The sequence below is a fragment of the Flagellimonas okinawensis genome (assembly GCF_029194005.1).
GTDB lineage: Bacteria > Bacteroidota > Bacteroidia > Flavobacteriales > Flavobacteriaceae > Flagellimonas > Flagellimonas okinawensis.
On sequence record NZ_JARFVA010000005.1, the window covers coordinates 133,025 to 156,652 of the forward strand.

The following is a 23,628-nucleotide window of genomic DNA, read 5'->3' on the forward strand; positions in this document are numbered from 1 at the left end:
ATTGGGTTTTTTGTGTTACAAAACTTAACTTTATAAAGAACCAATGATAGTACGGTAAAAACAACCTGATCTGACTTTCCAAAAGTCCGTACAATCTGACGAAATATATAATAAGCCCGTCTTTTTTCAGTGGCATGGCGATGCGTTTTTGTCCCTGCGGGACGAAAAGGAGGAGCAAGAGGATAGCGTGCTCACGCAGCGCAATTGATTCGTTTTCCTTCGGAAAGGCCCTGTATATGAGGAATACAGTGATATCCGTGAAAATAAGGGGGCGTTGTTTTTGACGAAAAAAAGGCCTGGGCCCAGTAAAACCAAGGAATTTTTAACAAAAAAATGGATAAGGGATACGAAAAAGAGAAGTTCAATAACATGGCCATCAAGAAATCAGTGGCCATGCAGTTCAGAAGGTTTTCCAAGAAGTTCGGTAGGTCCAGGTCCATGACCTTGTTGGCCATGCTGGATTTTTTTGAGCGGCACGGCATCTCCCCGGACCAGGAAATGGGGGAGACCATCGCCAGTCTCAAATATCTGATCAAACGTAGGTTCAATGCCATGGTGGCCATCATGCGGAGCATCGAAAAGGAACAGACCCTGCCCACTGTGGGAATGATGCAGGCACTCTTCAATCAAGAACTCGAATCCGATGGGGAGGAATGGGAAGGGGACTTTGATTTTTTCGAGCAGCAATTGACCGAGATGAAAACACCCTCCAATCCAAAGCTATTGGATACAGAGGTTACCGTTTCGAAGATCAGGTACAAACAGCTAGAGGAGCAAATGGAAGAATTAAAAAGTGACTTTGGGTATGTGCTGGAGCATGTGGTCGAGAGCAGAAACCGAATTGGCAAGAAACATTTGATCATGGACCTGGATCCTGAAGCGATTGATAAATATAAACGAAAGCTACGATAGTGGTAATTTTTTGATTTATTGTGCGACCCTAACCTTCTTTGAAAACCATGCTCTGATCAAATCCATATATAGGGATAAAGGAGGCGACCGAAAAATGTCCATACCCAGGAGGAAATATAACATCAATTGAATAAAGCCCAAACCCTTAAAAATTGTCCAATACACTTTACGGGATGGCCATTATTCAAATATTCTTTTGTCAAACAAAAATTCTTGAACTTGGGATATTGATATTTTAAAAAAATCTTTATGGTTGGGGTTGATTAAATAATTATGGTCATATTGAACAACAGCTGAAGGAACTTTTAAAACACAGCAATCTGCAGTGTCTAAAAAATCATCTCCGATTCTCTGAGTACTGACTCTTGGTGGATGAGTGTTCCAATTTTCAGGAATGTCTTTTTGCTCCAATACTTTTATTTGGATATCATCTGGAATGTCGATCTCGATCATTACAAAGTCACTTGGCAATGTGGCCAAAGTCAAATGTACCGCAACCTCTGCCATTGCTAAAGCCCTGCTTTCGGCCGAATAAATGATTTCTCTTCCTTTTGAATTCCATCTATTCCCGTATTTGGCCGCGCCTTTACCATTTAACTCATTCGAGTATTTTTTCTTTGATAGTCTATATACTCTCATTAAGTGAAAATTCCTTGATCAATTCTGTTCAATTCGGCCATTACCAATTCCTTGCCATATGAATCTTTTAATAATTCGGCCGGTTTCAAGTTACCTAAGGCAAACGAAGGGGTATTAAGCCATAAATAAAACTGTTCAGTTGTATCAAAGACTTCTTTGCCAAAATTGGTTACTTCTGCCAACTCAATAATCTTTTCCGTATGAATCGGTTTAAATAGATAATCAGCATCATTTTGATGTCTTTGTAAAGTTTTCTTTGACAAGTTCAAGTATACGGCCCAATCATCTTCAGAAAATGGAGTTACATCCTTTATTTTACTGAATAATTTATAAGTCAGCCCTTTTCTTATGGTTTTGATAATAAGCATTTTATTGTCAAAAAAATCTGAAAAGGTTATATTTTCCGTTCTGGGATTAACCCCAAGGGACTTATCTAAATTTTTGATATAGACTTTGATTGCTTTATTTAAGGCAGTTAATTGCTCAGTTTTTTTTTGATGTTCTTGCACAACCATAATAAGACATTTGTCTTCAAAAATAAGACATTTGTCTATAACCTCAAAACTTCTCGTATTAAATGTGGGCAAATGTTTATCGGTCTATGTATAAATCAGGATTCCTAGGGTTTTATTGGAAAAGGATTGAAAATAGATGGATTTTTTAAGCGATGCCATAGATTGCCAATGGCAAGATTTTTAACGGGTATATTCATGGGCACTTCAAAAATTCACTTGAATCTAATTGCCATCTTGGAGCTTTTCATTAAGGTCCTTGAACCCACGGAACAGTTCCCTTCCGTCTTCCAGGTTCCCATGTTCCTCCAATAAGGTGTTGGTCATACGGTCCCCGGCACAGTCATTGTCCAAGAGCAATCTACCTTTCCCATAGCCACCAATGATTTTCCCCAGTTGGTTGGCAAAAGCAAGGGAATTCAAAACCAATATGTCCGAATCCTTTAACCAGGTCGGAGCCATGACCAATAGCGATAGAAAATCGAACATGCCTTCGACAATGGCCAAATTTTCCTTACCATTCCTTATATGTGTTATGGCCTTGGGCGAGGAGCACAGTTTTTGAAAGCCGTTACGGAGTTCCCATCCACCCTTGGTGTTCTTGAGTCCGATCGCAAAATAGTCCCGGTTTCCCATTTCAAAATGGACCTCTTTTGTATGGGAGCGTGCAATGGTCATTGGGATACACCTTTCCTCCAGATATTGCTCCAATGCAGGATGGGATATGTCCATTACCTCTCCCACAATGATTCCTTTCTTGGTTTTAGCCGTTACTTTGGCCGGGGTAGCTGTTCGTGTTATGGAATAGGTATTTCCATCCAATATCTCCAGTACCTCGGAAACGGAGGAATCGGTGATCTTCATCATAAGGTCGATCAGGTTTCCACCGATGCCCTCACCATGGTCATACCATCTGTTCAAATCCTTGGAGACCTTGAAGGATGCTTGGGTCTCCTTTCGCAATGGACTGAGGAACCATGCCTCCTTTTTCGATTCCCTCGTTGGGAAATTTCCCATGCTTGCCAATGCCGAAATGATGCAAAGCTCGCGCGCCGTTTCACAGTTCATTCTTTTTTCTTTCATGGCTCTGTTTTGAGATGATTTTTGATGATTTGATGACAACTCTCTGGGAGGCCCTATAAATACTAGTGGTTCCCCGGTCATCATTTTGTCATCGTTTCATCATTTTTGTTTTTTTCTTCATGGGCCCTGTCATCATTTTCTATTTTGATGACAGAATGATGACAAAGTGATGACAGGCTTTACCCTTATAAACACTGGAGATTTCTCAATCTGTCATCAAATCATCAAAATTTTGGGACAAAAAATCCTTTTTTATGGTAAAGTACCTGCCCTTGGCGTCCTCGGTATTGATATCACCGTTGTTCCATATGGTTATTTTTTGGTATTTGTTGGAGTTGGGCTGGTTCTCCAGTTTCCAATCTTTTTTCAACAGCCGCCTCAATTGGGTCAAATCGGTCTTGACCCTTGTCCGGTTGAGAAGGTGAAGCGCATCTATGGGGCAAAGGTCCACCGATTCCACATCAAACTTTTCCATGGCACTGATCAATAGGCTGGCCAGTTCTTTTTCCACCCGGTTTCTATTGTTGTACACCAGTTTTCTCAATGCTGGGGTATACAACTCCTTTGGAGTGAACCACATCCTTGATCGTTGTCGGGAATACAGCTCTCTCTCGGTCAAGTAATACAGAAAGTTAGGAATTTCTTTTGTCAATCGTTCCAGATATGCAGTATCCTCTTTTTTGAGTTTGGGTATTTTGCGGACCCAGAACCGTGTCTCATGGGCATCGACCTTGATAAAACTGTCCTCGTTGTTGCTACAGAGGATGAACTTCCCGAAGAACTCCACTTCACGCTTGTCCTTTCCTTTGGCCTCCAGTTTGTTTCTATTGGTGGTACTTAAATACTTTATACGCTCGGTAAGCTCCTCCTTGTTAAACAGCACCTCGTCTATGCATATCAATAATTTGTTGGCCCAATCCGCATTGAACTGGCTTCCAAAACTGTCGTTTGTCAGATAGGTCAGGTTGTTCCCAAAGATTTCCTTGAGCCATTTGAGAAAGGTACTTTTTCCAGTGCTTCTTTCTTTGGATACCAAACATAATATGGGAAGTATCTGCACCGGTTTTTGGTATAATAACTGCAGATAGTCCAATCCCAGTTCCAATTGATTGCCGAAGAGATGTTTCAAAAATGCCATGGTATGTGGGACATCCCCCGCCTTAGGGCTATGCTCCAATGGAGAATAGGTATTGTAAAAGCCGTGATGCTCCTTTTTAAAATCAATATGACTGGGAATGCAGGCAAACCCATCGTATTTGGGTACCTTTCCCAGATAGTCCTTGCCATGGTCCTGTTTGATGATATGCTCGTTCCAGGGTACCAACAGCTTATTGAAGTGTCCGGATATAGTGGGTGTCTGGACCAGCTTGTAAAAAGTGGTCCCGACCCTGATGTAGGGAATATTTTCCATATGAATTGATTTTATGGCTATTGGGAGTTTTAGCGAGATAAGTAAATACAAAGGGTCAATGGTCATCCTTTTCTAAGGATATATTCAATGGCCTGGTCATTGGTCTCGCAGGTAGATTTCCGATCATTTCTCAGTAACCATTTGTTGAGACGATCGATATCGAAATAAATCAACTTTCCGTTGGGCTTGCTATGGGGTATTTTGCCCGCAGCGGTCAGTTTGTACAGATAGCTTCTGGATATCCCGGTATAATCACAGGCCTCGTCAAAAGTGAGCACCTTTTTTGACCCCAACAAAAGACGTTCGATATTGTTGAGTTTCTCGTTTAATTCAATGTTGTTCATTTTTATCGGATTTAAAGATTATCAATGAACAAAGCGCTTTGTTTCTTATCGTAGAATTCTATGGATAAAAGTATGAATAAAGTACAGTTGAAACCGTGAGGGTACGTAGTGAAATATTCACAAAATACAGATATACAGCGATTTGTGTTGTTTTGATGTCATTTAAACACAAATGATTTCAATGGTCAACAAATAAAATTACCTTATGGTCCAGAAAAATGGAGTTATCAACAATCTTTTTTGGATTAACCTCTAATTTTTGGGTATTTGAGGTTGCGCCTATAGCGGTAAAGACAGGACTTGGATTTATAAATGAAGGCTACTGCATTTTTTCAAGATTCAAATTTGGTAACATTTCTGCAGCTTGCTTCATCTTTTCATCTATGATCTTGGCATAGATTTGAGTGGTCCTGATCTCCCTATGGCCCAATCGCTTGGATACCGTGTAAATGTCCACACCGTTTTCTAACAATAGAACAGCATTGGTGTGCCTGGCTGAGTGGAAGGTAATATGTTTGGTGATTCCAGCATGCATACACCATTTTAATAACTGTAAGTTCATGTGTGCACTGTAACTGAGTCCGTTGAATACCCTGTCTTCAGGTTTCTGGCGCTCACCCAATAAGTCTCTTGCTTGTTTCGATATATATAGGTATTCCGCTCCAGCGGTCTTCTTTTGTTTAAAGACGATCCGATACAAAGAATTTCCATGGTGATCGTTTCCTTCATCACGTACCTCTTTCCATTTGAGCTTGTTGATATCCGACCATCTGATTCCTGTAAGGGCGGAGAACAAGAAGGCTCGTTTGAGCTTTGGAAATCTACATTCTGTCTTGGCCAGATTCTGAAGTTCATGGGATGTGAGATATTCACGGGTGGATTCGGCCATGGTAAAACCTTTGACCTTTTTTACCAAGTTCTCCTTTAAGTACCCTTCGTCGAATGCCGCCCTGAGACATGCCTTGAATTTATTGAAATAGGTATGCTTGGTGTTTTGGGATAGTTTTTTCTCACATTTGGTAATCGCAACCGTATCCAGATATTTTTTATAACCTTTTATGAAATCCACATCGATGTCATTGAATGTAATGTGCTCCGGACAGTACTTTTTCAAATGGTTTTGAGCAGCATCCCAATTATCATAATTGCCCTTGGTCTCATAACGTTCTTCTTTCTTAAGATCATAATAGGAGAGAAACGAAGTCTTGCCTTTTGAGTTGTTCTCTATCTTGAATTTTCCCTGATAGATTTCAGCTTTTCGAATGGCCAGTATTTGCTCTGCTAACTCGAGTTGTTCCTTGTTCTTTTTCTTTTCGTTAGCTGATTCGGGATGCTGAATCAAATATAATTCTAGGTACTCGTATTCCCTAATGTATTTGGTTTTACCATTAGGTAGTGTTCGGTTTCCTTTGTAGTATTCAATGTACAAGCTCAGTTTTCCTGATGCTAACTTTTTCTTTCTTAGGTGTGCTTTTATCATGGGAAACAAATTTTTGTGTCTCTGGATTTTGAAAAAACAATGAGACACAAATGAGACACAATAAAAGTAAGAAAATGGCTATATTAATGGAAAATAAGATATTTGAAGTTATTAACAAATTATTGATAATCAACCATTTGAATACAAAACGAATTAAATAAAATTACTGACTACTTGCCGATACAGAAATTGGAGAATATATTGCCAAGTAGGTCGTCTGTTGTTACACTTCCTGTAATTTCTCCCAAATGATAAAGGGCTTGTCGGATGTCTATGGACATTAGATCGCTGGACAATTCCATGTCCAAACCTTCTTTAACCTTTTGTATTTCCTCCAGGGCTTTCAACAATGCATCATAGTGTCTACTATTTGTGATGATGGTAGTGTCACCACTCAATGCTCCAGAATCCACAAGAGATAGGAGAGCGTCTTCCAGTTCAGGAATCCCGGTTTTGAATTTGGCCGACAAAAACAACACATTGGGAATCTCTTCTTTTATTTTATCAATTTGAGCCTCATTCAACAAGTCCATTTTGTTACAGATAGGAAGTAACTGCTTATTAGGATAGCGGCTTTGAATTTGTTTCAATTCTGACTTATCGAAATCCATTCCATCGAAAAGATAAATGATAAGTCGTGCTTTTTCGATTTTATCAAAAGTTCGTTCAATGCCTATTTTTTCCACTATATCTTCCGTGTCCCGAATGCCAGCTGTATCAATAAATCTAAAGTTTATCCCCTTTAAGCTGATATGGTCTTCCACCGTATCTCGTGTGGTTCCAGCGATTTCACTTACAATGGCTCTTTCTTCATTGAGCAAAACATTGAGCAAGGTTGATTTACCAACATTGGGCTGCCCCACTATAGCAACCGGAATCCCGTTTTTAATAACGTTCCCGAGAGCAAAGGAGTCGATCAACTTTTTAAGTACCGTGCTGATGCGGTTAAGGAGCTCGTTAAACTGTGTTCTATCGGCAAATTCCACATCTTCTTGGGAAAAATCTAGTTCCAGTTCTATCAGAGATGCAAAGTTCAATAATTCCTGACGCAGTTCCTGAATTTCGTTGCTGAATCCTCCACGCATTTGTTGCATTGCGATGTCGTGGGCCGCTTCACTATCACTTGCAATAAGATCGGCCACAGCTTCCGCTTGGCTCAAATCCATTTTACCGTTAAGGAAAGCCCTCAAAGTGAATTCCCCTGCAGAGGCAGAACGGCAGCCATTTCGTAACAATAGTTGTATGATCTGTTGTTGAATGAAAGGAGAACCGTGACAGGAAATCTCCACAACATTCTCACCTGTATAGGAATGTGGTCCTTTAAAAATGGAAACTAAGGCCTCATCCAGTATTTTATCGCCATCAATAATATTACCTAAATGAATGGTGTGGCTTTTCTGTTTTTCCAGTTTTTTTCCTTTGATCGATTTAAAAAGTTTGTCCACCAAAGTAATTGCATCTGGTCCCGAGACCCTAATTACGGCAATCGCCCCAGTTCCTGATGGGGTTGCCAAGGCCACAATGTTATCTGTATACGACATGGGCACAAAAGTACGAATTAGCAGCTTTTTGTAACATTTTTAGTGTTTTGTATACTAATAAGTTGAATCATCAAAATCAAAAAAAATGGAAGTCATTAATCAAAAAGCAGTTAGAACGGACAATACGTTATTGGCCATTACGCACCTTACCCAACTTTTAGGTTATGTTATAGGCTTTGGAAGCCTTATAGTTCCCTTGATTATTTGGTTGTCTTCCAAAGATAAAGTTGAGGGAATGGACGAACATGGTAAGGCCATTATAAATTTTCAAATTAGTTTGATACTATACATAATCATCAGTATCCCTGCCATTCTACTTCTGGGATTGGGGATATTGGGCTTGATAGGAGCCGGTATTCTTGGATTTATTATGCCAATAGTTAATGCTGTAAAGGCCTCGAACGGAGAATCACCTTCTTATTTTATGACGATTAGGTTTATATCATAAAAACAAAAAGCTGGAACAATGTGTTCCAGCTTTTCTTTATGGTTGAAATAGTTAGTTTAATTATTAAGCATAACGGGCATTACCAACATGGTAACGTGTTCGCCTTCATCCAAACCATCAATTGGGGTAAGGATGCCTGCTCTGTTCGGTAAGCTCATTTCCAAGGAAACTTCATCGGAAGACAAATTATTCAACATTTCCAATAGGAACCTGGAATTGAAACCAATTTGCATATCGTCTCCTTGGTATGCACAAGACAATCTTTCCTCTGCTTTGTTACTGTAATCCACATCTTCCGCAGAGATATTAAGTTCTGCACCTGCAATCTTCAGGCGGATTTGGTGTGTTGTTTTGTTGGAGAAAATGGAAACCCTTCTCACGGAACTTAGGAATTGATTCCTGGCTATGGTAAGTTTATTAGGGTTTTCTTTTGGTATTACCGCTTCGTAGTTCGGATATTTCCCATCGATCAATCGGCATACCAATTCGGTATTGTCAAAATAGAATTTTGCGTTGCTATCATTGTACTCGATGGTCACTTCGGATTCGGAGCCAGCCAAAATACCTTTTAACAAGGTTAATGGTTTCTTGGGCATAATGAACTCCGCTACTTCGGAAGCTGTTACATCTTGACGTTGATATTTCACCAATTTGTGCGCGTCAGTTGCCACAAAGGTCAAATTCTCTGGAGAGAACTGAAAGAATACACCGCTCATTACCGGGCGAAGGTCGTCATTTCCGGCAGCAAAGATGGTTTTGTTAATGGCCGTTGCCAAAATATCGCCCAAGAGGGTAGTGGAACTTGGGTTGGATACTTCCACTGCTTTTGGAAATTCCGCACCATCGGCATAGGCCAAGGCATATTTACCGTGGTTGGAACTGATTTCCACTGTGTTATTGTCCTCAACAACAAAGGTCAAGGGTTGTTCAGGGAAAGTTTTTAGGGTATCCAAAAGTAAGCGAGCAGGAACGGCTATGGTTCCTTCAGAATCGGAATCTACTTCCAAAACGGTACTCATGGTGGTTTCCAAATCGGATGCGGAAACCGTTAACTTACTTTCTTTAAGATCGAACAAAAAATTATCGAGGATGGGCAAGGTGTTACTGTTGTTGATAACTCCTCCCAAAACCTGCAATTGTTTCAATAAATATGTACTGGATACAATAAACTTCATCAACGAAATACTTTAGTATAGTTGCCTTTTCAGCAATTTATGCCTGTATAAGGACCTGTAAAATCAATAAAAACAAATATATCCCAAATGGATTTAGCAAAGAAACAAATTTATCAACATCTAAGCTGTAAATTTTCGTTTTCTATAATAGCCGAAGAACAATCCGAACAACAACGTTAAAACTACTGGAAATCCAATGTTTACAAGCTGCCACTTGGTTTTTTGTTCAGTAATTTTTTTAACATCCAAAAGTGGGATGGATACTTTCTTGTTTCTAATGTTAATAAGCCCAGTATTGTCCAAGAGGTAATTTGTGCTGTTGACCAAGAATTCCTTGTTCCCATAAAAGCTATTGGTCCATTTGTCGTACCCTAATTCCAATGGTCTGCCATTGCGCAGTTGGTTTTTAATAACATCTCCGTCCGAGATAACGATCATCTTGTTTTCGGGACCCTCCTCCAAAGTATTATGCAACTTCAATGGCTTTACCCTGTTTTTGTACATGGATGTAAAATTCCCTTCAATCATTACAGCTAAAGGAAGATTGCCATTTGTGTAAGTTTCTCTGTCCGGCTGTTGGTTGATCATATCCAAACTAACCACTCTGGGTATTCCATCGGTTTTGGAAAGCGGGGAACTCTGCAATAGGATGGTCTTTTTATAGTCGTTTTCCAATACATCCATTGGACTGGTAAACTGTAATCGGACAGCTTCAATATTGGTGTTTATAGGGTGATTGTTCTGTGAAAACACCATTGGGTAATAAAACCAAGGTAGGGGATTGTATTGTGAATCATTCCCTTCTCCTGTGGCCAAAACAATTTGGGTAAAATAGAGATCGTTCACTAAAACTGGATTAATTCGCACCCCATATTTAAAGAAAAAGTCTTTCAAATTAAGGTCTTTTGGAATGGCGATGGCCTCTCCGCCACCGGCATAAATACTGTCCATTTCCATGTTGACCTGATCTATCATCCATATGGATTTGCCACCCTGAACCATATATTGGTCCATTACATATTTTTCTTGGTCGGTAAATGCTTCTGTTGGTTTTGCAATCAGGGCGAGGTCAAAGCTCTTTAATTGATCTAAAACATTTTGTGGATTGGAAGCTACGGAATCCAAGGTTATGGCGCCAATGTTATAGTAATCCCGAATGGTGGTAAGGTAATCGGCAATAAAAATATCCTCTAGTTCGCCATTTCCTTTGATAACGGCGATACTCTTTTTTTCTTCAATGCTCAACTTGGTAAAAGCATCGGCAAAGGCATACTCCAATTGCTGTACCGAATTGTTGATGCGTTCTTCAGCTGTGGAGCCTAATTTATTCTTTAGTAGAGGCACTTTCACCGTTTGGTCGTTGTAATTGACCATGGCCCAAGGAAATACCAATTCGTTGGATACCTTTCCATTTTCCTCTACAGTGACATTAGCTGGTTGTAACCCTAAGCTTTGTAATTGAGCGACCGTTTCTTGTGGATTTTCACTATCCTCCATAGGGTCCACCAAATTATATTTGATGTTACTGTTTTTGGCTTCGAATGATTCCAACAGTTGAATTGTCTCTGTTTTTAATTTAGAGAATTCTGCTGGAATGTTGCCATCTAAGAGTACATCAACAATCACCGGAGTTTCAAATTTTTGTACTACCGCTACGGCAGGTTCCGACAGCGTATATCGTTTATCCTCTGTAAGATCAAAACGGGTGTATACAAAACTGGCCAATAAGTTGATGGCCACTATGGCTACAATTACTTTTAATATGGTTACAAAAAACTTTCCCATTATCTAGGCAATTGTTTTAAACGTTGAAAAGTGAGGTATAGGAATAATAAGGTCAAAGAGATAAAGTAGACCAAATCCTGGGTATCAATTACACCTCTGGCGATGCTGTCAAAATGTGCTTTTGCTCCGAGCGATTGTATGGTTTGTTGTGTTTCTCCATTCGTAAACAGCGAAGAAGCGGCATCAAACCCATTAAAAATCAGAAAACAGACCAAAATACCCACTAAAAATGCTATGATTTGATTATCCGAAAGGGTAGAAGCAAATATTCCGATGGATGTGTAACACGCCATTAAAAACAGCAGTCCAAAATAAGACCCTAAAACAACTCCTAAATCGTAATTGCCCTCAACCATGCCCAATCCAGATATGGCAAATACATATATAATTGTCGGAATCACGGCAATGACACACAATAGAAATGCGCCCCAAAATTTACCGAGGACCAATTTCCAAATGGAGATGGGTTTTATCAATAATAATTCGAGCGTTCCCATTTTTCTTTCTTCGGAAAAGCTTTTCATTGTGATTGCGGGTACCAAAAAGATGAAAATCCAAGGAGCCAATAAAAAGAAGTTGCTCAAATCGGCAAAGCCGTAATCAAAAATGTTGTATTCTCCTTTGAACACCCAAAGAAATAGCCCGTTGAGCAGTAAAAACGAACCCACGATCAAGTAACCTATGGGCGATGTAAAAAAGGACCGTACCTCTCTCTTAAAAATTGCGAACATTAAGATGGGTTTGATGATTGTATTTTATGAACACTCCAAGCCTCTGGTTTGTCGGCAAACAATTTTTTGGTGTTGCCCCAAACCCCTTTGAAGAAATCGGAATTCCTATAAATGTTCAGGTGCGATTCCGTATCCCAAAAACTGTAGGTGAAAAATATGTTGGAATTATTGATGTCCTGATACAATTCTACCATATTACAGCCTTCAAAAGCCAAAATACTATTTTTACTTTCTTCAAAGATTCGCTCAAAACTAGCAATATTTTCGGGTTTAAAAGTCAGTTTTACAATGCGTATCAACATTTACAAGAAATTTATGGTTACCGTGTCCCTGTAATTCAGTCCTAGAAGAGAGGACGCCCCCCCAACAGAATTCAGGTCACTTTTAAAAATGGCAAGTTCTATGTAGCCTGCGGAATTGAACAAGGCCAAGGCGTCACCGGGTCCTTTGCGCTGATTCCGTTCCAAGTTATAATTGATGATGCCATTATAACTTTGATGTACATGTCTTATTTTGGTTGTCCGCGCAAGGATTTCAAAATCTCGACCACTACGATAGGCTTCGAATAAGCTTTTTTGGATATTGGTGACCACATTGCCGTAATTGTCTATGTAAATTACATTGCCCGTAATGGTTTTACCCTCGTTGGTTATCCTTGGTTCAAAATCACGTAATTCCTTTAAACCCTGCAATGGTCTGCCTATAACTTCCAGTTTACCTCCACGGGCAATATGGCACGCAACTTGAACAAAAATATGGAGTACAGGAAAGGCCGTGGTTTCTGTATTGGGCAGATTAATTTCTACCACTTTTTCTGGATGTACCTCAGAAGTTATTAAAGAAATCACCCCGTTGTTGGCGCTCACAAAATAGTGTCCATCTACCTGCACAACAATATGTTCGTTTTCGGGCGAGATTTCCGAATCCACACCTACAATATGAACCGTTCCCTTTGGGAACGAACGATAGGCATTTCTAAGGATATAGGCACATTCTTGAATGTTGAATGGACTAATGGCATGCGAAATATCAACAACCGGTATATCGGGAAGGTTGCTCAGTATTGCCCCTTTTACAGCACCAACAAAGTGGTCTTTGTATCCAAAATCGGTAGTTAAGGTTATGATTGACATGCAATACTGTTGATATGTTTTTCCGCGTTCAAATTGATTTTTAGTTAAGTTTGTTTGGTAAAATTAGTCAAAAAAGAAAGAATAAAATTCTTTTAAAACAACTGTAACACCTCACTTTTTTTGAACGAACTAATAATTGAACTTACGGAAATAAGTCCCCAGGAATTTTTTGGGCAGCAAAACTCTAATATTGAGTTGCTCAAGAAGTATTTCCCAAAACTAAAAATTGTGGCGCGGGGCAACAAGATAAAGGTATTTGGTGACGAAGAGCTTTTGGAAGAGTTCGACAAGCGTTTTGATGAACTTACAGGCCAATTTGCCAAATACAATAAGCTGGATGAGAATATGATCGAGCGCGTACTTACCAGTACAAGCAAAGAGGATTACACTTCATCTTCCAGCAGTGGAGATGTGCTCGTGCACGGTGTAAGTGGCAGACTTATAAAGGCCCAGACCGCTAATCAAAGGCGTCTGGTAGATGCCTGTAAAAAGGACGATATGGTCTTTGCTATTGGTCCGGCTGGAACAGGTAAAACCTATACCGGTGTTGCATTGGCCGTAAAAGCACTTAAAGAAAAACAGGTAAGACGAATTATTCTAACACGTCCTGCTGTTGAGGCAGGGGAGAACCTTGGCTTTTTACCAGGTGACCTAAAAGAGAAACTGGATCCCTATATGCAACCCCTGTACGATGCGCTTCGGGATATGATACCTTCTGAAAAGTTGGAGAAATATATTGAGGATGGGACCATTCAGATAGCACCAATGGCTTTTATGCGCGGACGTACTTTGGACAACGCCTTTGTAATTTTAGATGAGGCCCAGAACACTACCCATGCCCAAATGAAAATGTTTCTGACCCGTATGGGTAAGAATGCCAAGTTTTTGTTGACGGGCGACCCTGGCCAGATTGATTTGCCACGCAGGGTAATTTCGGGACTCAAGGAGGCTTTGCTTATTTTAAAGAATGTGGACGGTATCAGCATTATTTATTTGGATGATAAGGATGTGATCCGCCACAAATTGGTGAAAAAAGTGATTGATGCCTATCAGAACATAGAGCATCAGAATCAATTCTAGAAAATTATGGGAATGAATACGCTTATGTCCACGGATTTTAATTTTCCTGGGCAAAAATCTGTTTATAAAGGAAAAGTAAGAGAGGTCTACACCTTGGGGAACGATGTTTTGGTGATGGTGGCCACAGATCGTCTTTCTGCTTTTGATGTGGTTATGCCCAAGGGGATTCCATACAAAGGGCAAATCCTAAACCAGATTGCTACTAAAATGATGAAGGACACCGAGGATATTGTTCCCAATTGGTTGATGGCTACCCCGGACCCAAACGTGGCTGTTGGTAAGGCCTGTGAACCATTTAAAGTGGAAATGGTAATCAGGGGTTATATGTCTGGCCATGCGGCACGCGAGTACAAAGCTGGCAAAAGATTGCTGTGTGGGGTGCCCATGCCCGAAGGAATGCAGGAGAACGATAAATTCCCGGAACCCATCATCACTCCAGCAACAAAGGCGGAAAAAGGAGATCATGACGAGGATATTTCCAAAGAAGATATTTTAAAACGTGGTATTGTTTCCAAAGAAGATTACGAAGTATTAGAAAAATATACTAAGGCTCTATTTCAAAGAGGAACCGAAATTGCTGCCAAAAGAGGCCTTATTTTGGTTGACACCAAATATGAATTTGGTAAGACCAAAGATGGCGAGATCGTGTTGATAGATGAAATTCACACTCCGGATTCATCTCGCTATTTTTATGCTGATGGCTACCAAGAGCGTCAAGAAAAGGGCGAGGCTCAAAAGCAATTATCAAAGGAATTTGTGAGACAATGGCTAATTTCCAATGGTTTCCAAGGGTTGGAAGGACAGTCAGTTCCGGAAATGTCCGATGAATACATCGAATCTGTTTCCAACAGGTACATTGAGCTTTATGAAAACATTACGGGTGAACAATTCGTTAAAAGTGATATTTCCAACATCAATAAACGTATAGAGGAAAAGATTCTTCAATATTTGGACAAATAGAAATTATAAAGGTATTTTAAGAACTACTTTGGTCCCATTGGGAGCACCATTTTTATCGGTTTTGTCAAAAATAACCAAGAGCTGCTGCTGAACGGCATGAGAAAAGAGGGTATTGATACGCTTTTGGGTCACTTCCATAACTCTTGATTTCTTTTGGATGTCCATTCCTTTAAATTGATGTGATGCTTGGCGTCCAATACCATTGTCTTCTATGGTGCAAGGTAAAAATACAGCCTCTTTCTTAAAGTGAATTTGTACTAATTTGTTGTCACCATCCTTATTCAACAAACCGTGTATGATTGCATTTTCCACGAAGGGCTGTATCAATAATTGTGGTACTTGTATGTCTTGGGTATCCAAGCTTTCGTCAACGGAGATGTTATAATCAAAAGATTTATTGAACCTTAAAGATTCCAGTTCCAAATAGGTGTTCTGGAACTGTATTTCTTCGGAAAGTGCAAAACCATTCTCATAGGAGCTTTCCAAAGTCTGTCTTGACAACTTAATGAATTTCCCTAAATACTTTATTGCGGATAACCGATTGTTCGAGTTGATTGGATATTGTATGGAATTCAAGGGATTAAAAATAAAAGTCCTTCTAATCTAGGCTTATACGATTACCGAGTATTGAAAACTTTAGAAATGGATACTATCCATCTATCAGTTGATCCTTATTAAAATAGAATTCACCAGTAAAAACTTTATTGAGTTCAAATGATCCCATTGTTTTGGAGTCAACACCATTAGGGCCTTGAAAATATATTTCCGCCTTGTTGAGACACCCTATTTGCAGAGCCCATTTATTTGCGGAAATTAGGGAGTTATATTTAGAATAATCCAGCTTGGCCCAATAAACATCGGTAGGGGAGGTCTTTGTAAAATAACGTTTGGATTTGAAATCGACGCTATCCAATTGTTCGTACGATACTGTATCCAAGTCTGTCTTGAACAATAAAAAAGGCACATCGTAATAGTCCCTTTCCTCTGTATTCTGAGCAAAACCTAAATAAGAAACAAGTAAAATTAAATGTAAGACTCTGGCAATCTTCATTATTTCTAAAGATAGACAAATTAATTATCCATCAGCATAAGTAAAGCTTTTCGCCACCAAATCATTCTTATAACAGCAATGAAACCCGCTTGGATATTGAGTCATTTATAAAAATGATACAGGTATTTTATCAAATCGTTGTATTTTTGATGGATAAATAATAAAATATTTAAAGCTAAATTGATATATTTATGCTAATTAAATATATAAAGCATGGAGAGCTGTCCAAATTGCTCATCTACAGAGTTTACCAAAGCAGGAATAATTAAGAATAGACAACGCTACAAATGTAAATCCTGTGGTTATTATTTTACCGTTCCCAAACTAGGTAAACAAATTGATGATTACTTTGTAAACAAAGCGCTACAGTTGTATTTAGAAGGGCTTACGTATAGGGAGATAGAACGTATTTTGGGTGTTTCACATGTCTCTGTAATGAATTGGGTAAGGAAATACAATATTAAGAGGCCCTATAATTCCAAATACCATCCTACCTATAAGATTTTAAACCATACAGAGCTTCAAAAGTATTTCCAAAACCCTGAAAACCTGAAAGGTGCAGGTCAACTAGTAACAGAGTTAGGGGATAAGTTTATGCTTATAAAATGGGACCGTTTCAAAGATTAAATATAATTATTTAGCGAAAATATATACTGTTTTTTATTTCAGACCTTTTTTTTTAGATGTTCGTAGGGCACATAACAATCTAACATCCAAACTGAAATGAAAAAAATCCTAATTGGAATGGCGTTTTGTCTGCTGTTCGTTCCAAAATCATTTTCACAGGGAAACACCGAATATACCGGAGGTTTCAAAATCAATTTTAACGAAGATGGCTCTAAGTATCTTCGTATGATCGCTTGGGGTCAATTTTGGGCCCAATACAATGATAATGTTCCAGAAGATGTAAGCACCACCAACTTTAGTGTTAGACGAGCCAGGTTGTTGAGCTTTACCCAGTTGAACAAAAAGTTCTTGCTGCTTTCACACTTTGGATTGAACAGTTTAAACGGTAGCAACCTTAGTCCAGTGGGCAAAGGAGAGTCATCCCAGTTGTTTTATCACGCTTTTTGGGGCGAATGGAAGGTTGCAGAGAATTTTTATGCAGGTACCGGACTTCATTATTGGAATGGTATTTCCCGTTTGAACAATAGCAGTACTTTAAATTTTATGACCTTGGATAACAACCGTCAATCTTGGGCGGTACTTGGTTTGAGCGATCAATTTGCGCGTCACTTGGGAGTTTACATAAAAGGTAGGGTAGGCCGATTACAATATCGAGTTTCTTTTAATGAGGCCATTACAAGTACTTTGGACTCAAGCAACGACCCAACACCCAATGGTAGAGCGGTGTATCGTGGTAGAGAGTTGTTAGGCTCCGCCGATGCGGGAAAGGTAATCCAGGGATATTTCGATTATCAATTTTTGGATGAAGAATCCAACTTTCTTCCGTATAAGGTAGGGACTTATTTAGGCAGTAAAAAGGTCTTTAATATTGGCGCAGGCTTCTTAACCCATAGTAATGGTGTTGTTGTTATGGATGGCGCGGGAAATATTGAGGGGGAGAATGTGAATATTCTTGCCGTTGATGCCTTTTACGATGCTCCACTAGGGGAAGACGGTTCTGCAATAACAGCTTATGCAGTATTTCAAAATAACGATTATGGTCGTAACTTCAACCTGGGACCTTATGGTACCGGAAATATGGTATACGGACATGTGGGCTACTTAATCCCGGGTCCTGCAGATAAGTCAAGGGTACAACCTTATTTATCTTACCAAACTAGAACAATAGATGCAATAGATGATAATGCCAATAGGCTGGGACTAGGAATCAACCTATTTATGACTGGTCATCATTCCAAATTAACATTGGAATATGCCAACTCAAAGGTAGGAGCTGGTGACAGTAATGGGGTTGTTACATTGCAAGCACAGATTTACTTATAACTAAACAAACCAACAAATTATGTCAGAAAAACAGAAAAAGGCCACGGCCTACTGGAAAGAGAACTTGAGATATTTGGTCATATTATTGGCTATATGGTTCTTGGTCTCCTATGGAGCAGGCATTCTCTTCAAAGATGCTTTGAACAATATTAGAATGGGCGGATTTAAACTTGGATTTTGGTTCGCACAGCAAGGTTCTATTTATGTATTTGTCATTCTCATTTTTGTGTACGTACGCCTAATGAACAAATTGGACAAAAAATACGGATACAACGAAGATTAACTAACCAACAAAATTTACAATTATGAGTAATGAACAAATATGGACCTACGTCTTGGTCGCATTGTCATTTGGACTATACATCGGAATAGCGATTTGGTCGCGTGCAGGTTCCACCAAAGAGTTTTATGTAGCTGGTGGAGGGGTTTCCCCATTGGCCAATGGAATGGCTACGGCGGCAGACTGGATGTCGGCAGCTTCTTTTATCTCCATGGCAGGTATCATCTCTTTCGCAGGATATGATGGAGCAGTTTACCTAATGGGTTGGACAGGAGGCTATGTACTATTGGCCTTACTTTTGGCACCTTACCTAAGAAAATTCGGAAAGTTTACCGTGCCCGATTTTATCGGAGAGCGCTATTATTCCAAAACGGCGCGTGTGGTTGCTGTAATCTGTGCCCTTATTGTTTCTTTTACATACGTGGCAGGACAAATGAGGGGAGTGGGGATTGTGTTCTCCAGATACCTTGAGGTGGACATTAATACAGGAGTGGTTATAGGAATGGTAATAGTACTGTTCTATGCGGTTCTTGGTGGAATGAAGGGGATTACCTATACCCAGGTTGCACAATATTGTGTATTGATTTTTGCCTTTATGGTACCCGCGATTTTCATCTCCATACAAATGACAGGTAACCCAGTTCCACAACTTGGTTTTGGAAGTACCTTGTCCGATGGTTCAGGCACTTATCTTTTGGATAAACTGGATGGTCTTTCTACAGAACTAGGGTTTGCGGAGTACACAGATGGCTCTAAAAGTATGATAGATGTTTTTGCCATTACGCTAGCCTTAATGGTAGGTACTGCAGGGTTACCACACGTAATCGTTCGTTTCTTTACTGTAAAGCGTGTTAGAGATGCTCGAAAATCTGCAGGTTTGGCATTATTGTTCATCGCAATACTTTATACAACTGCTCCTGCGGTTGCTGTATTTGCCAGAACAAACCTTATCGAAACAGTTAGTGGAAAAGAGTACGATAGCATGCCGGAATGGTTCAATAGATGGGAAAAAACAGGTTTGATAGGGCACGAGGATAAAAACGGCGATGGTATCATCCAATACGTAGCGGCTCCTGAAATTAACGAGTTGACCGTAGATCGTGATATTATGGTATTGGCCAACCCAGAAATTGCAGATCTTCCTGCTTGGGTAATCGGTTTAATAGCCGCGGGTGGTCTAGCAGCAGCTTTGTCAACTGCAGCAGGTCTACTTTTAGTGATTTCTTCCTCTGTTTCCCATGACTTGATCAAAAATGTTCTTAAGCCAGACCTTTCTGAAAAAGGTGAGCTTTGGGCAGCTAGACTTTCTGCTGCTGTGGCAGTAGTTATTGCAGGTTATTTCGGAATTAATCCGCCTGGATTTGTGGCAGCGGTAGTTGCTTTGGCCTTTGGTCTCGCAGCAGCATCGTTCTTCCCGGCTATCATCTTAGGAATTTTCTATAAAAAGATGAACAGCAAAGGGGCCGTTTCCGGTATGATCGTCGGTCTATGTTTGATGCTTTTCTATATGTTAAAATTCAAATTTGGAATATTTGACGGAGGAAAAGAAGCAGTCGCAGGTCTTCAAGAAAGTTGGTGGTTTGGCGTATCGCCAGAAGGATTTGGAACCATTGCGATGATCGTGAACTTTATAGTGGCCATAGTAGTAAACCAATTTACTCCTGAGCCTCCAGAACATGTGCAAGAAATTGTGGAGCACATAAGAATACCTAGTGGTGCGGGAGAAGCAGCATCACATTAATTTAGTTGGTTGTGAAAAAGCGGTGTGGTATAGTTTTACTGCACCGTTTTTTGTAATTTTAAATTGGGTACCGTGCAAATAAAAATGAAGAAAAGGCATCAGCAGAAATTGATACTTATTTCCATAGTTCTGTTTTTTTTATGGAATGTCCCTTTTGTTACCATTTTCGATGGTGATACACATCTTTTTGGCTTTCCTGTATTTTACGTCTTCATTTTTTTAAGCTGGTTGGTGGCAATTATTCTGGCCTTCATTATTCTAAAACGGTTCTATGAGTAATTATGCTGTAGGACTTGTTATTGTTCTGTATTTGGCCATGCTTTTTGTACTGGCCTATTTTGCTGAAAAAAATCCAAAGGGAAAATGGATCAGCAACCCTTATGTATATGCGCTTTCCTTGGCTGTGTACTGCACGGCATGGACCTATTACGGGAGTGTTGGGATAGCATCAAGTTCTGGAATAAGTTTTTTGGCCATCTATCTTGGGCCCGTAATTGCCCTTCCGCTTTGGATTGTGATCATGCGTAAGGTGATACGTATTTCCAAACAACACAAAATATCCAGTATTGCTGATTTTATTTCGATGAGATATGGAAACAATAGATTGTTGGGAGCTTTGGTTACATTCACCTGTTTGTTTGCCATAATCCCATATATTTCGCTTCAGTTGAAAGCGGTTTCCGAAACCTTTTCTTTGATTTCGGCAAAGGATAGTTATGTTTCTACCGGTTTTTTTGATGATTCCACTTTTTATATAGCACTGTTGTTGGCTGTGTTTGTTGCTTTTTATGGAACGCTATCTACAGATACTTCCAAACATAAAAAGGGAATTATAGCAACCGTGGCTTTGGAATCCATTTTAAAGCTATCATTTTTCCTTGCCATTGGTATTTATGTCACTTTCTTTCTGTTTGATGGAACTACGGATATCTTCAATCAAGCCCGCTTACAGGAAAACTTTGAACAGCTCACATCTTTTGGTGGTGTGGAGAATGGCTTTAATTGGCTTTTTACCATTTGTCTATCCTTTTTTGCTATTTTTCTTCTACCAAGGCAATTCCATGTAGCCGTGGTTGAGAACGATAACGAGAGCTACCTCCGAAAGGCCATTTGGATATTTCCATTGTACCTTTTGCTTTTCAATGTATTTGTGATTTTTATTGCATGGGCCGGGAATATTAGCCTGTCAGATATCGTAAACCATGATTATTATTCACTTCTCCTGCCTTTGCAGCAAAATAATTACGGCCTGGCACTTATGGTTTTTATAGGAGGCTTTACTACGGTAATTTCCATGATTGTGGTATCTACCTTGGCACTATCCACCATGGTAAGTAATAATGTGGTGATTCCGTATGGTTTTATTAAAACACTGGTGGAAGGTAATCCTGAAGAAAACACCAAACGGATAAAGAACATTAGGCGAGTGGCCATATTCTTTTTGATCATTATTGCCTACTTCTTTTATGTGAAGTTTTCCGCTCAACTGTCATTATACTCCATAGGCTTGATATCTTTTGTGATCATAGCGCAATTGGCACCATCGTTCTTTTTGGGGCTCACTTGGCGTCGCGGTACGGCCAGAGGTGCCGAAATAGGCATTTTTGTAGGTTTGGCAGTTGTTTTTTACACTTTGCTGTTGCCAATTATTAGCCATGCGATCATGCCCAATGTTACTTTTGTTGAGGAAGGTTTGTTCGGGTACTCTTGGTTAAAGCCGGCACAATTGTTCGGTGTGGATTATTTAACGCCGGAAAGCAATGCATTTTTATGGAGTATATCGCTTAACACCCTGTCATTTGTTGCTTTCTCCTTACGTACAAAAGGTAATTATCGCGAGCGGAATTATGCTGAAATGTTCGTGAACCATGAAAATTACGGTAACCTTCAGGAAGGCGGTTTTATTTGGAAAGGAGAAGCCTATGTAGCTGACATAAAACGCTTATTGAGCAGATTTTTGGGTGAGCAGCGAACCAATAGGGCGCTTCGTATCTTTAACCGGAAATATAATATCTCAGAAACCGAAGAAAAGGCGGATGCCAGACTCATCAACTTTTCGGAAAAACTCTTAACGGGAAGTATCGGAAGTGCTTCGGCCAAAATATTATTGGCTTCCGTTTCTAAAGAAACACCCATTAGTTTGGTGGAAGTCCTAAATATATTGGAAGAAAGTAAAGAGACCAAGGCCAATAATAAACTGCTTATTGAAAAATCCAATGAACTTTCGGCCATGGCACAGCAATTAAAACAGGCGAATGATGAGTTACGTATTCAGGATAAATTAAAGGACGAATTCCTCGATACGGTGGCCCATGAGCTCAAAACGCCCATAACCTCCATTAAAGCTGCTTCAGAAGTGCTGGAGGATGAAGGTATGCCACCTGAACTGAGGAATAAATTCTTGGAAAATATAAGTAGGGATACCGACAGACTAGATACACTGATTCATAATATTTTAGACCTTGAAAAACTATCGAGCAATAGAACTGATCTGGACATTGAAGAACACAACATGTCCAAGACAATTCAAAAGGCCATCAAAGGAGTAGAACAAATTGCTTCGAAGAAACAGGTGAAAATCAAGTTTTCCACTAAGGATAAGGTGTTGGCAGCTTATGATGAGGACCGAATTTTACAAGTATTGACCAATTTGCTATCGAATTCCCTTAAATTTACAGAACCTCATAAAGGAAGAATTAAAATTCTTTTGGAAGACCTCAAAAAAGAGGTGCTGATAGCCGTTGAAGATAATGGTAGGGGTATACCCGATGAGGACAAAGAGTACATCTTTGAAAAATTCTATCAATCAAAAAATCAAAATGTAAAAAAACCACAGGGAAGTGGACTGGGGCTTGCTATATGTAAAAAAATAGTTGAAAGCCATAAGGGAACCATTGTAGTACACAAGGATTTTACCAATGGGACCCGGATGATATTTACAATACCGAAAAAACAATGAAGTTGAAAAAAATATTAATTGTGGACGATGAGCCCAACATTGTAATGTCGTTGGAGTATGCATTTAAAAAAAAGGATTTTGAGGTTTTTATTGCCAGAGATGGTACAGAAGCCTTGGAGATTGCCGAAAAGGAAAAACCAGATCTCGTTCTTTTGGATATCATGATGCCAGAAATGGATGGATATGAGACCTTAAAAAGAATTAGGGAAAACAAGGATCTTAAGCATGCCAAAGTAGTTTTTCTATCGGCCAAGAGTAAAGAAAAGGACGTAGAAAAAGGATTGAAAATGGGAGCGGACAGTTATATGACCAAGCCATTTTCGATAAAAAAAGTGATTTCCGATATAGAGGAACTGTTGGCATAGAACAAAACCAAAATAATAAACTGAACAAGTAATTTACATATTAACTAA

24 protein-coding genes are annotated in these 23,628 nt (G+C 39.5%); 10 read left to right on the top strand and 14 right to left on the bottom strand.

The features are described 5' to 3' along the window. Positions 1-333 precede the first annotated feature (333 nt). Positions 334-912: a BfmA/BtgA family mobilization protein gene (locus PY091_RS14145; RefSeq protein WP_275650310.1), complete on the top strand. Its 579-nt coding sequence runs from the start codon at positions 334-336 to the stop codon at positions 910-912. Between the two features lie 180 nt (positions 913-1,092). Here the strand turns inward: PY091_RS14145 and PY091_RS14150 are convergent, their stop codons facing one another. The 7 genes from PY091_RS14150 to mnmE all read right to left on the bottom strand — a co-directional run bounded on the left by PY091_RS14150 (position 1,093) and on the right by mnmE (position 7,922). Further along, positions 1,093-1,551: an RES family NAD+ phosphorylase gene (locus PY091_RS14150; RefSeq protein WP_275650311.1), complete on the bottom strand. Its 459-nt coding sequence runs from the start codon at positions 1,549-1,551 to the stop codon at positions 1,093-1,095. Further along, positions 1,551-2,066 (bottom strand): type II RES/Xre toxin-antitoxin system antitoxin, encoded by a 516-nt coding sequence (gene parS, locus PY091_RS14155; protein ID WP_275650312.1) that lies wholly within the window; start codon positions 2,064-2,066, stop codon positions 1,551-1,553. Before parS ends, PY091_RS14150 begins: the two co-directional genes overlap by 1 nt. A 222-nt stretch (positions 2,067-2,288) precedes the next feature. After that, a complete protein-coding gene (locus PY091_RS14160; RefSeq protein ID WP_275650313.1) occupies positions 2,289-3,146 on the bottom strand; it encodes a toprim domain-containing protein in 858 nt (285 codons plus the stop codon). Positions 3,147-3,351: 205 nt separating this feature from the next. Next, a complete protein-coding gene (locus PY091_RS14165; protein ID WP_275650314.1) occupies positions 3,352-4,557 on the bottom strand; it encodes a primase-helicase family protein in 1,206 nt (401 codons plus the stop codon). A gap of 62 nt (positions 4,558-4,619) precedes the next feature. After that, positions 4,620-4,901 carry a helix-turn-helix transcriptional regulator gene (locus PY091_RS14170; RefSeq protein WP_127138909.1) on the bottom strand — a complete coding sequence of 94 codons (282 nt, stop codon included), beginning with the start codon at positions 4,899-4,901 and terminating at the stop codon, positions 4,620-4,622. Positions 4,902-5,220: 319 nt separating this feature from the next. Next, positions 5,221-6,378: a tyrosine-type recombinase/integrase gene (locus PY091_RS14175; RefSeq protein WP_275650439.1), complete on the bottom strand. Its 1,158-nt coding sequence runs from the start codon at positions 6,376-6,378 to the stop codon at positions 5,221-5,223. Positions 6,379-6,551: 173 nt separating this feature from the next. After that, a complete protein-coding gene (gene mnmE, locus PY091_RS14180) occupies positions 6,552-7,922 on the bottom strand; it encodes a tRNA uridine-5-carboxymethylaminomethyl(34) synthesis GTPase MnmE (protein WP_275650315.1) in 1,371 nt (456 codons plus the stop codon). Positions 7,923-8,007: 85 nt separating this feature from the next. Between mnmE and PY091_RS14185 the strand changes: the two genes are divergently transcribed. Next, entirely contained in the window at positions 8,008-8,370 is a 363-nt protein-coding gene (locus PY091_RS14185) for a DUF4870 domain-containing protein (RefSeq protein ID WP_275650316.1), read from the top strand. Positions 8,371-8,426: 56 nt separating this feature from the next. Here the strand turns inward: PY091_RS14185 and dnaN are convergent, their stop codons facing one another. The 5 genes from dnaN to PY091_RS14210 form a co-directional block, all read right to left on the bottom strand. Beyond that, positions 8,427-9,545, bottom strand: coding sequence for a DNA polymerase III subunit beta (gene dnaN, locus PY091_RS14190; RefSeq protein ID WP_275650317.1), 1,119 nt, complete (start codon positions 9,543-9,545; stop codon positions 8,427-8,429). A gap of 120 nt (positions 9,546-9,665) precedes the next feature. Further along, positions 9,666-11,330: a gliding motility-associated ABC transporter substrate-binding protein GldG gene (gldG, locus tag PY091_RS14195; RefSeq protein ID WP_275650318.1), complete on the bottom strand. Its 1,665-nt coding sequence runs from the start codon at positions 11,328-11,330 to the stop codon at positions 9,666-9,668. Beyond that, positions 11,330-12,061: a gliding motility-associated ABC transporter permease subunit GldF gene (gene gldF, locus PY091_RS14200; protein ID WP_275650319.1), complete on the bottom strand. Its 732-nt coding sequence runs from the start codon at positions 12,059-12,061 to the stop codon at positions 11,330-11,332. The genes gldG and gldF overlap by 1 nt, the downstream gene beginning before the upstream one ends. Then, entirely contained in the window at positions 12,061-12,363 is a 303-nt protein-coding gene (locus PY091_RS14205; RefSeq protein ID WP_275650320.1) for a putative quinol monooxygenase, read from the bottom strand. Before PY091_RS14205 ends, gldF begins: the two co-directional genes overlap by 1 nt. Then, positions 12,364-13,194, bottom strand: coding sequence for an SAM hydrolase/SAM-dependent halogenase family protein (locus PY091_RS14210; protein ID WP_275650321.1), 831 nt, complete (start codon positions 13,192-13,194; stop codon positions 12,364-12,366). It abuts the gene before it with no gap. Positions 13,195-13,314: 120 nt separating this feature from the next. Here PY091_RS14210 and PY091_RS14215 point away from each other — a divergent pair, with 120 nt between their 5' ends. Then, positions 13,315-14,274 carry a PhoH family protein gene (locus tag PY091_RS14215; RefSeq protein WP_275650322.1) on the top strand — a complete coding sequence of 320 codons (960 nt, stop codon included), beginning with the start codon at positions 13,315-13,317 and terminating at the stop codon, positions 14,272-14,274. A gap of 12 nt (positions 14,275-14,286) precedes the next feature. Further along, positions 14,287-15,234, top strand: coding sequence for a phosphoribosylaminoimidazolesuccinocarboxamide synthase (locus PY091_RS14220; RefSeq protein WP_275650323.1), 948 nt, complete (start codon positions 14,287-14,289; stop codon positions 15,232-15,234). Between the two features lie 3 nt (positions 15,235-15,237). Here the strand turns inward: PY091_RS14220 and PY091_RS14225 are convergent, their stop codons facing one another. Beyond that, entirely contained in the window at positions 15,238-15,837 is a 600-nt protein-coding gene (locus PY091_RS14225; protein ID WP_313790391.1) for a sensor histidine kinase, read from the bottom strand. A 46-nt stretch (positions 15,838-15,883) separates the two neighbouring features. Further along, a complete protein-coding gene (locus tag PY091_RS14230) occupies positions 15,884-16,285 on the bottom strand; it encodes a hypothetical protein (protein ID WP_275650324.1) in 402 nt (133 codons plus the stop codon). Between the two features lie 213 nt (positions 16,286-16,498). Between PY091_RS14230 and PY091_RS14235 the strand changes: the two genes are divergently transcribed. The 6 genes from PY091_RS14235 to PY091_RS14260 all read left to right on the top strand — a co-directional run bounded on the left by PY091_RS14235 (position 16,499) and on the right by PY091_RS14260 (position 23,580). After that, positions 16,499-16,912 carry an IS1/IS1595 family N-terminal zinc-binding domain-containing protein gene (locus tag PY091_RS14235; protein ID WP_275650325.1) on the top strand — a complete coding sequence of 138 codons (414 nt, stop codon included), beginning with the start codon at positions 16,499-16,501 and terminating at the stop codon, positions 16,910-16,912. Between the two features lie 96 nt (positions 16,913-17,008). Then, on the top strand, positions 17,009-18,235 hold the full coding sequence (locus tag PY091_RS14240; RefSeq protein WP_275650326.1) for a hypothetical protein: 1,227 nt from the start codon (positions 17,009-17,011) through the stop codon (positions 18,233-18,235). A 19-nt stretch (positions 18,236-18,254) separates the two neighbouring features. Continuing rightward, positions 18,255-18,518: a DUF4212 domain-containing protein gene (locus PY091_RS14245; RefSeq protein WP_275650327.1), complete on the top strand. Its 264-nt coding sequence runs from the start codon at positions 18,255-18,257 to the stop codon at positions 18,516-18,518. 22 nt (positions 18,519-18,540) lie between these two features. Further along, a complete protein-coding gene (locus PY091_RS14250; protein ID WP_275650328.1) occupies positions 18,541-20,256 on the top strand; it encodes a sodium:solute symporter family protein in 1,716 nt (571 codons plus the stop codon). 271 nt (positions 20,257-20,527) lie between these two features. Then, complete coding sequence (locus tag PY091_RS14255; RefSeq protein WP_275650329.1) at positions 20,528-23,215, top strand: ATP-binding protein; 2,688 nt, start codon at positions 20,528-20,530, stop codon at positions 23,213-23,215. A gap of 2 nt (positions 23,216-23,217) precedes the next feature. After that, positions 23,218-23,580 (top strand): response regulator transcription factor, encoded by a 363-nt coding sequence (locus tag PY091_RS14260; RefSeq protein WP_275650330.1) that lies wholly within the window; start codon positions 23,218-23,220, stop codon positions 23,578-23,580. Positions 23,581-23,628: the final 48 nt, after the last annotated feature.

Excerpts from the sequence above, each read along its gene's own strand:
- PY091_RS14245 (WP_275650327.1), top strand. The coding sequence starts at position 18,255 with ATGTCAGAAAAACAGAAAAAGGCCACGGCCTACTGGAAAGAGAACTTG.
- PY091_RS14220 (WP_275650323.1), top strand. The coding sequence starts at position 14,287 with ATGAATACGCTTATGTCCACGGATTTTAATTTTCCTGGGCAAAAATCT.
- mnmE (WP_275650315.1), bottom strand. The coding sequence starts at position 7,922 with ATGTCGTATACAGATAACATTGTGGCCTTGGCAACCCCATCAGGAACT.
- PY091_RS14145 (WP_275650310.1), top strand. The coding sequence starts at position 334 with ATGGATAAGGGATACGAAAAAGAGAAGTTCAATAACATGGCCATCAAG.
- dnaN (WP_275650317.1), bottom strand. The coding sequence starts at position 9,545 with ATGAAGTTTATTGTATCCAGTACATATTTATTGAAACAATTGCAGGTT.
- gldG (WP_275650318.1), bottom strand. The coding sequence starts at position 11,330 with ATGGGAAAGTTTTTTGTAACCATATTAAAAGTAATTGTAGCCATAGTG.
- PY091_RS14255 (WP_275650329.1), top strand. The coding sequence starts at position 20,528 with ATGAGTAATTATGCTGTAGGACTTGTTATTGTTCTGTATTTGGCCATG.
- PY091_RS14210 (WP_275650321.1), bottom strand. The coding sequence starts at position 13,194 with ATGTCAATCATAACCTTAACTACCGATTTTGGATACAAAGACCACTTT.
- PY091_RS14205 (WP_275650320.1), bottom strand. The coding sequence starts at position 12,363 with ATGTTGATACGCATTGTAAAACTGACTTTTAAACCCGAAAATATTGCT.
- PY091_RS14160 (WP_275650313.1), bottom strand. The coding sequence starts at position 3,146 with ATGAAAGAAAAAAGAATGAACTGTGAAACGGCGCGCGAGCTTTGCATC.
- PY091_RS14170 (WP_127138909.1), bottom strand. The coding sequence starts at position 4,901 with ATGAACAACATTGAATTAAACGAGAAACTCAACAATATCGAACGTCTT.
- PY091_RS14185 (WP_275650316.1), top strand. The coding sequence starts at position 8,008 with ATGGAAGTCATTAATCAAAAAGCAGTTAGAACGGACAATACGTTATTG.
- PY091_RS14165 (WP_275650314.1), bottom strand. The coding sequence starts at position 4,557 with ATGGAAAATATTCCCTACATCAGGGTCGGGACCACTTTTTACAAGCTG.
- PY091_RS14230 (WP_275650324.1), bottom strand. The coding sequence starts at position 16,285 with ATGAAGATTGCCAGAGTCTTACATTTAATTTTACTTGTTTCTTATTTA.
- PY091_RS14235 (WP_275650325.1), top strand. The coding sequence starts at position 16,499 with ATGGAGAGCTGTCCAAATTGCTCATCTACAGAGTTTACCAAAGCAGGA.
- PY091_RS14250 (WP_275650328.1), top strand. The coding sequence starts at position 18,541 with ATGAGTAATGAACAAATATGGACCTACGTCTTGGTCGCATTGTCATTT.
- parS (WP_275650312.1), bottom strand. The coding sequence starts at position 2,066 with ATGGTTGTGCAAGAACATCAAAAAAAAACTGAGCAATTAACTGCCTTA.
- PY091_RS14150 (WP_275650311.1), bottom strand. The coding sequence starts at position 1,551 with ATGAGAGTATATAGACTATCAAAGAAAAAATACTCGAATGAGTTAAAT.
- PY091_RS14240 (WP_275650326.1), top strand. The coding sequence starts at position 17,009 with ATGAAAAAAATCCTAATTGGAATGGCGTTTTGTCTGCTGTTCGTTCCA.
- gldF (WP_275650319.1), bottom strand. The coding sequence starts at position 12,061 with ATGTTCGCAATTTTTAAGAGAGAGGTACGGTCCTTTTTTACATCGCCC.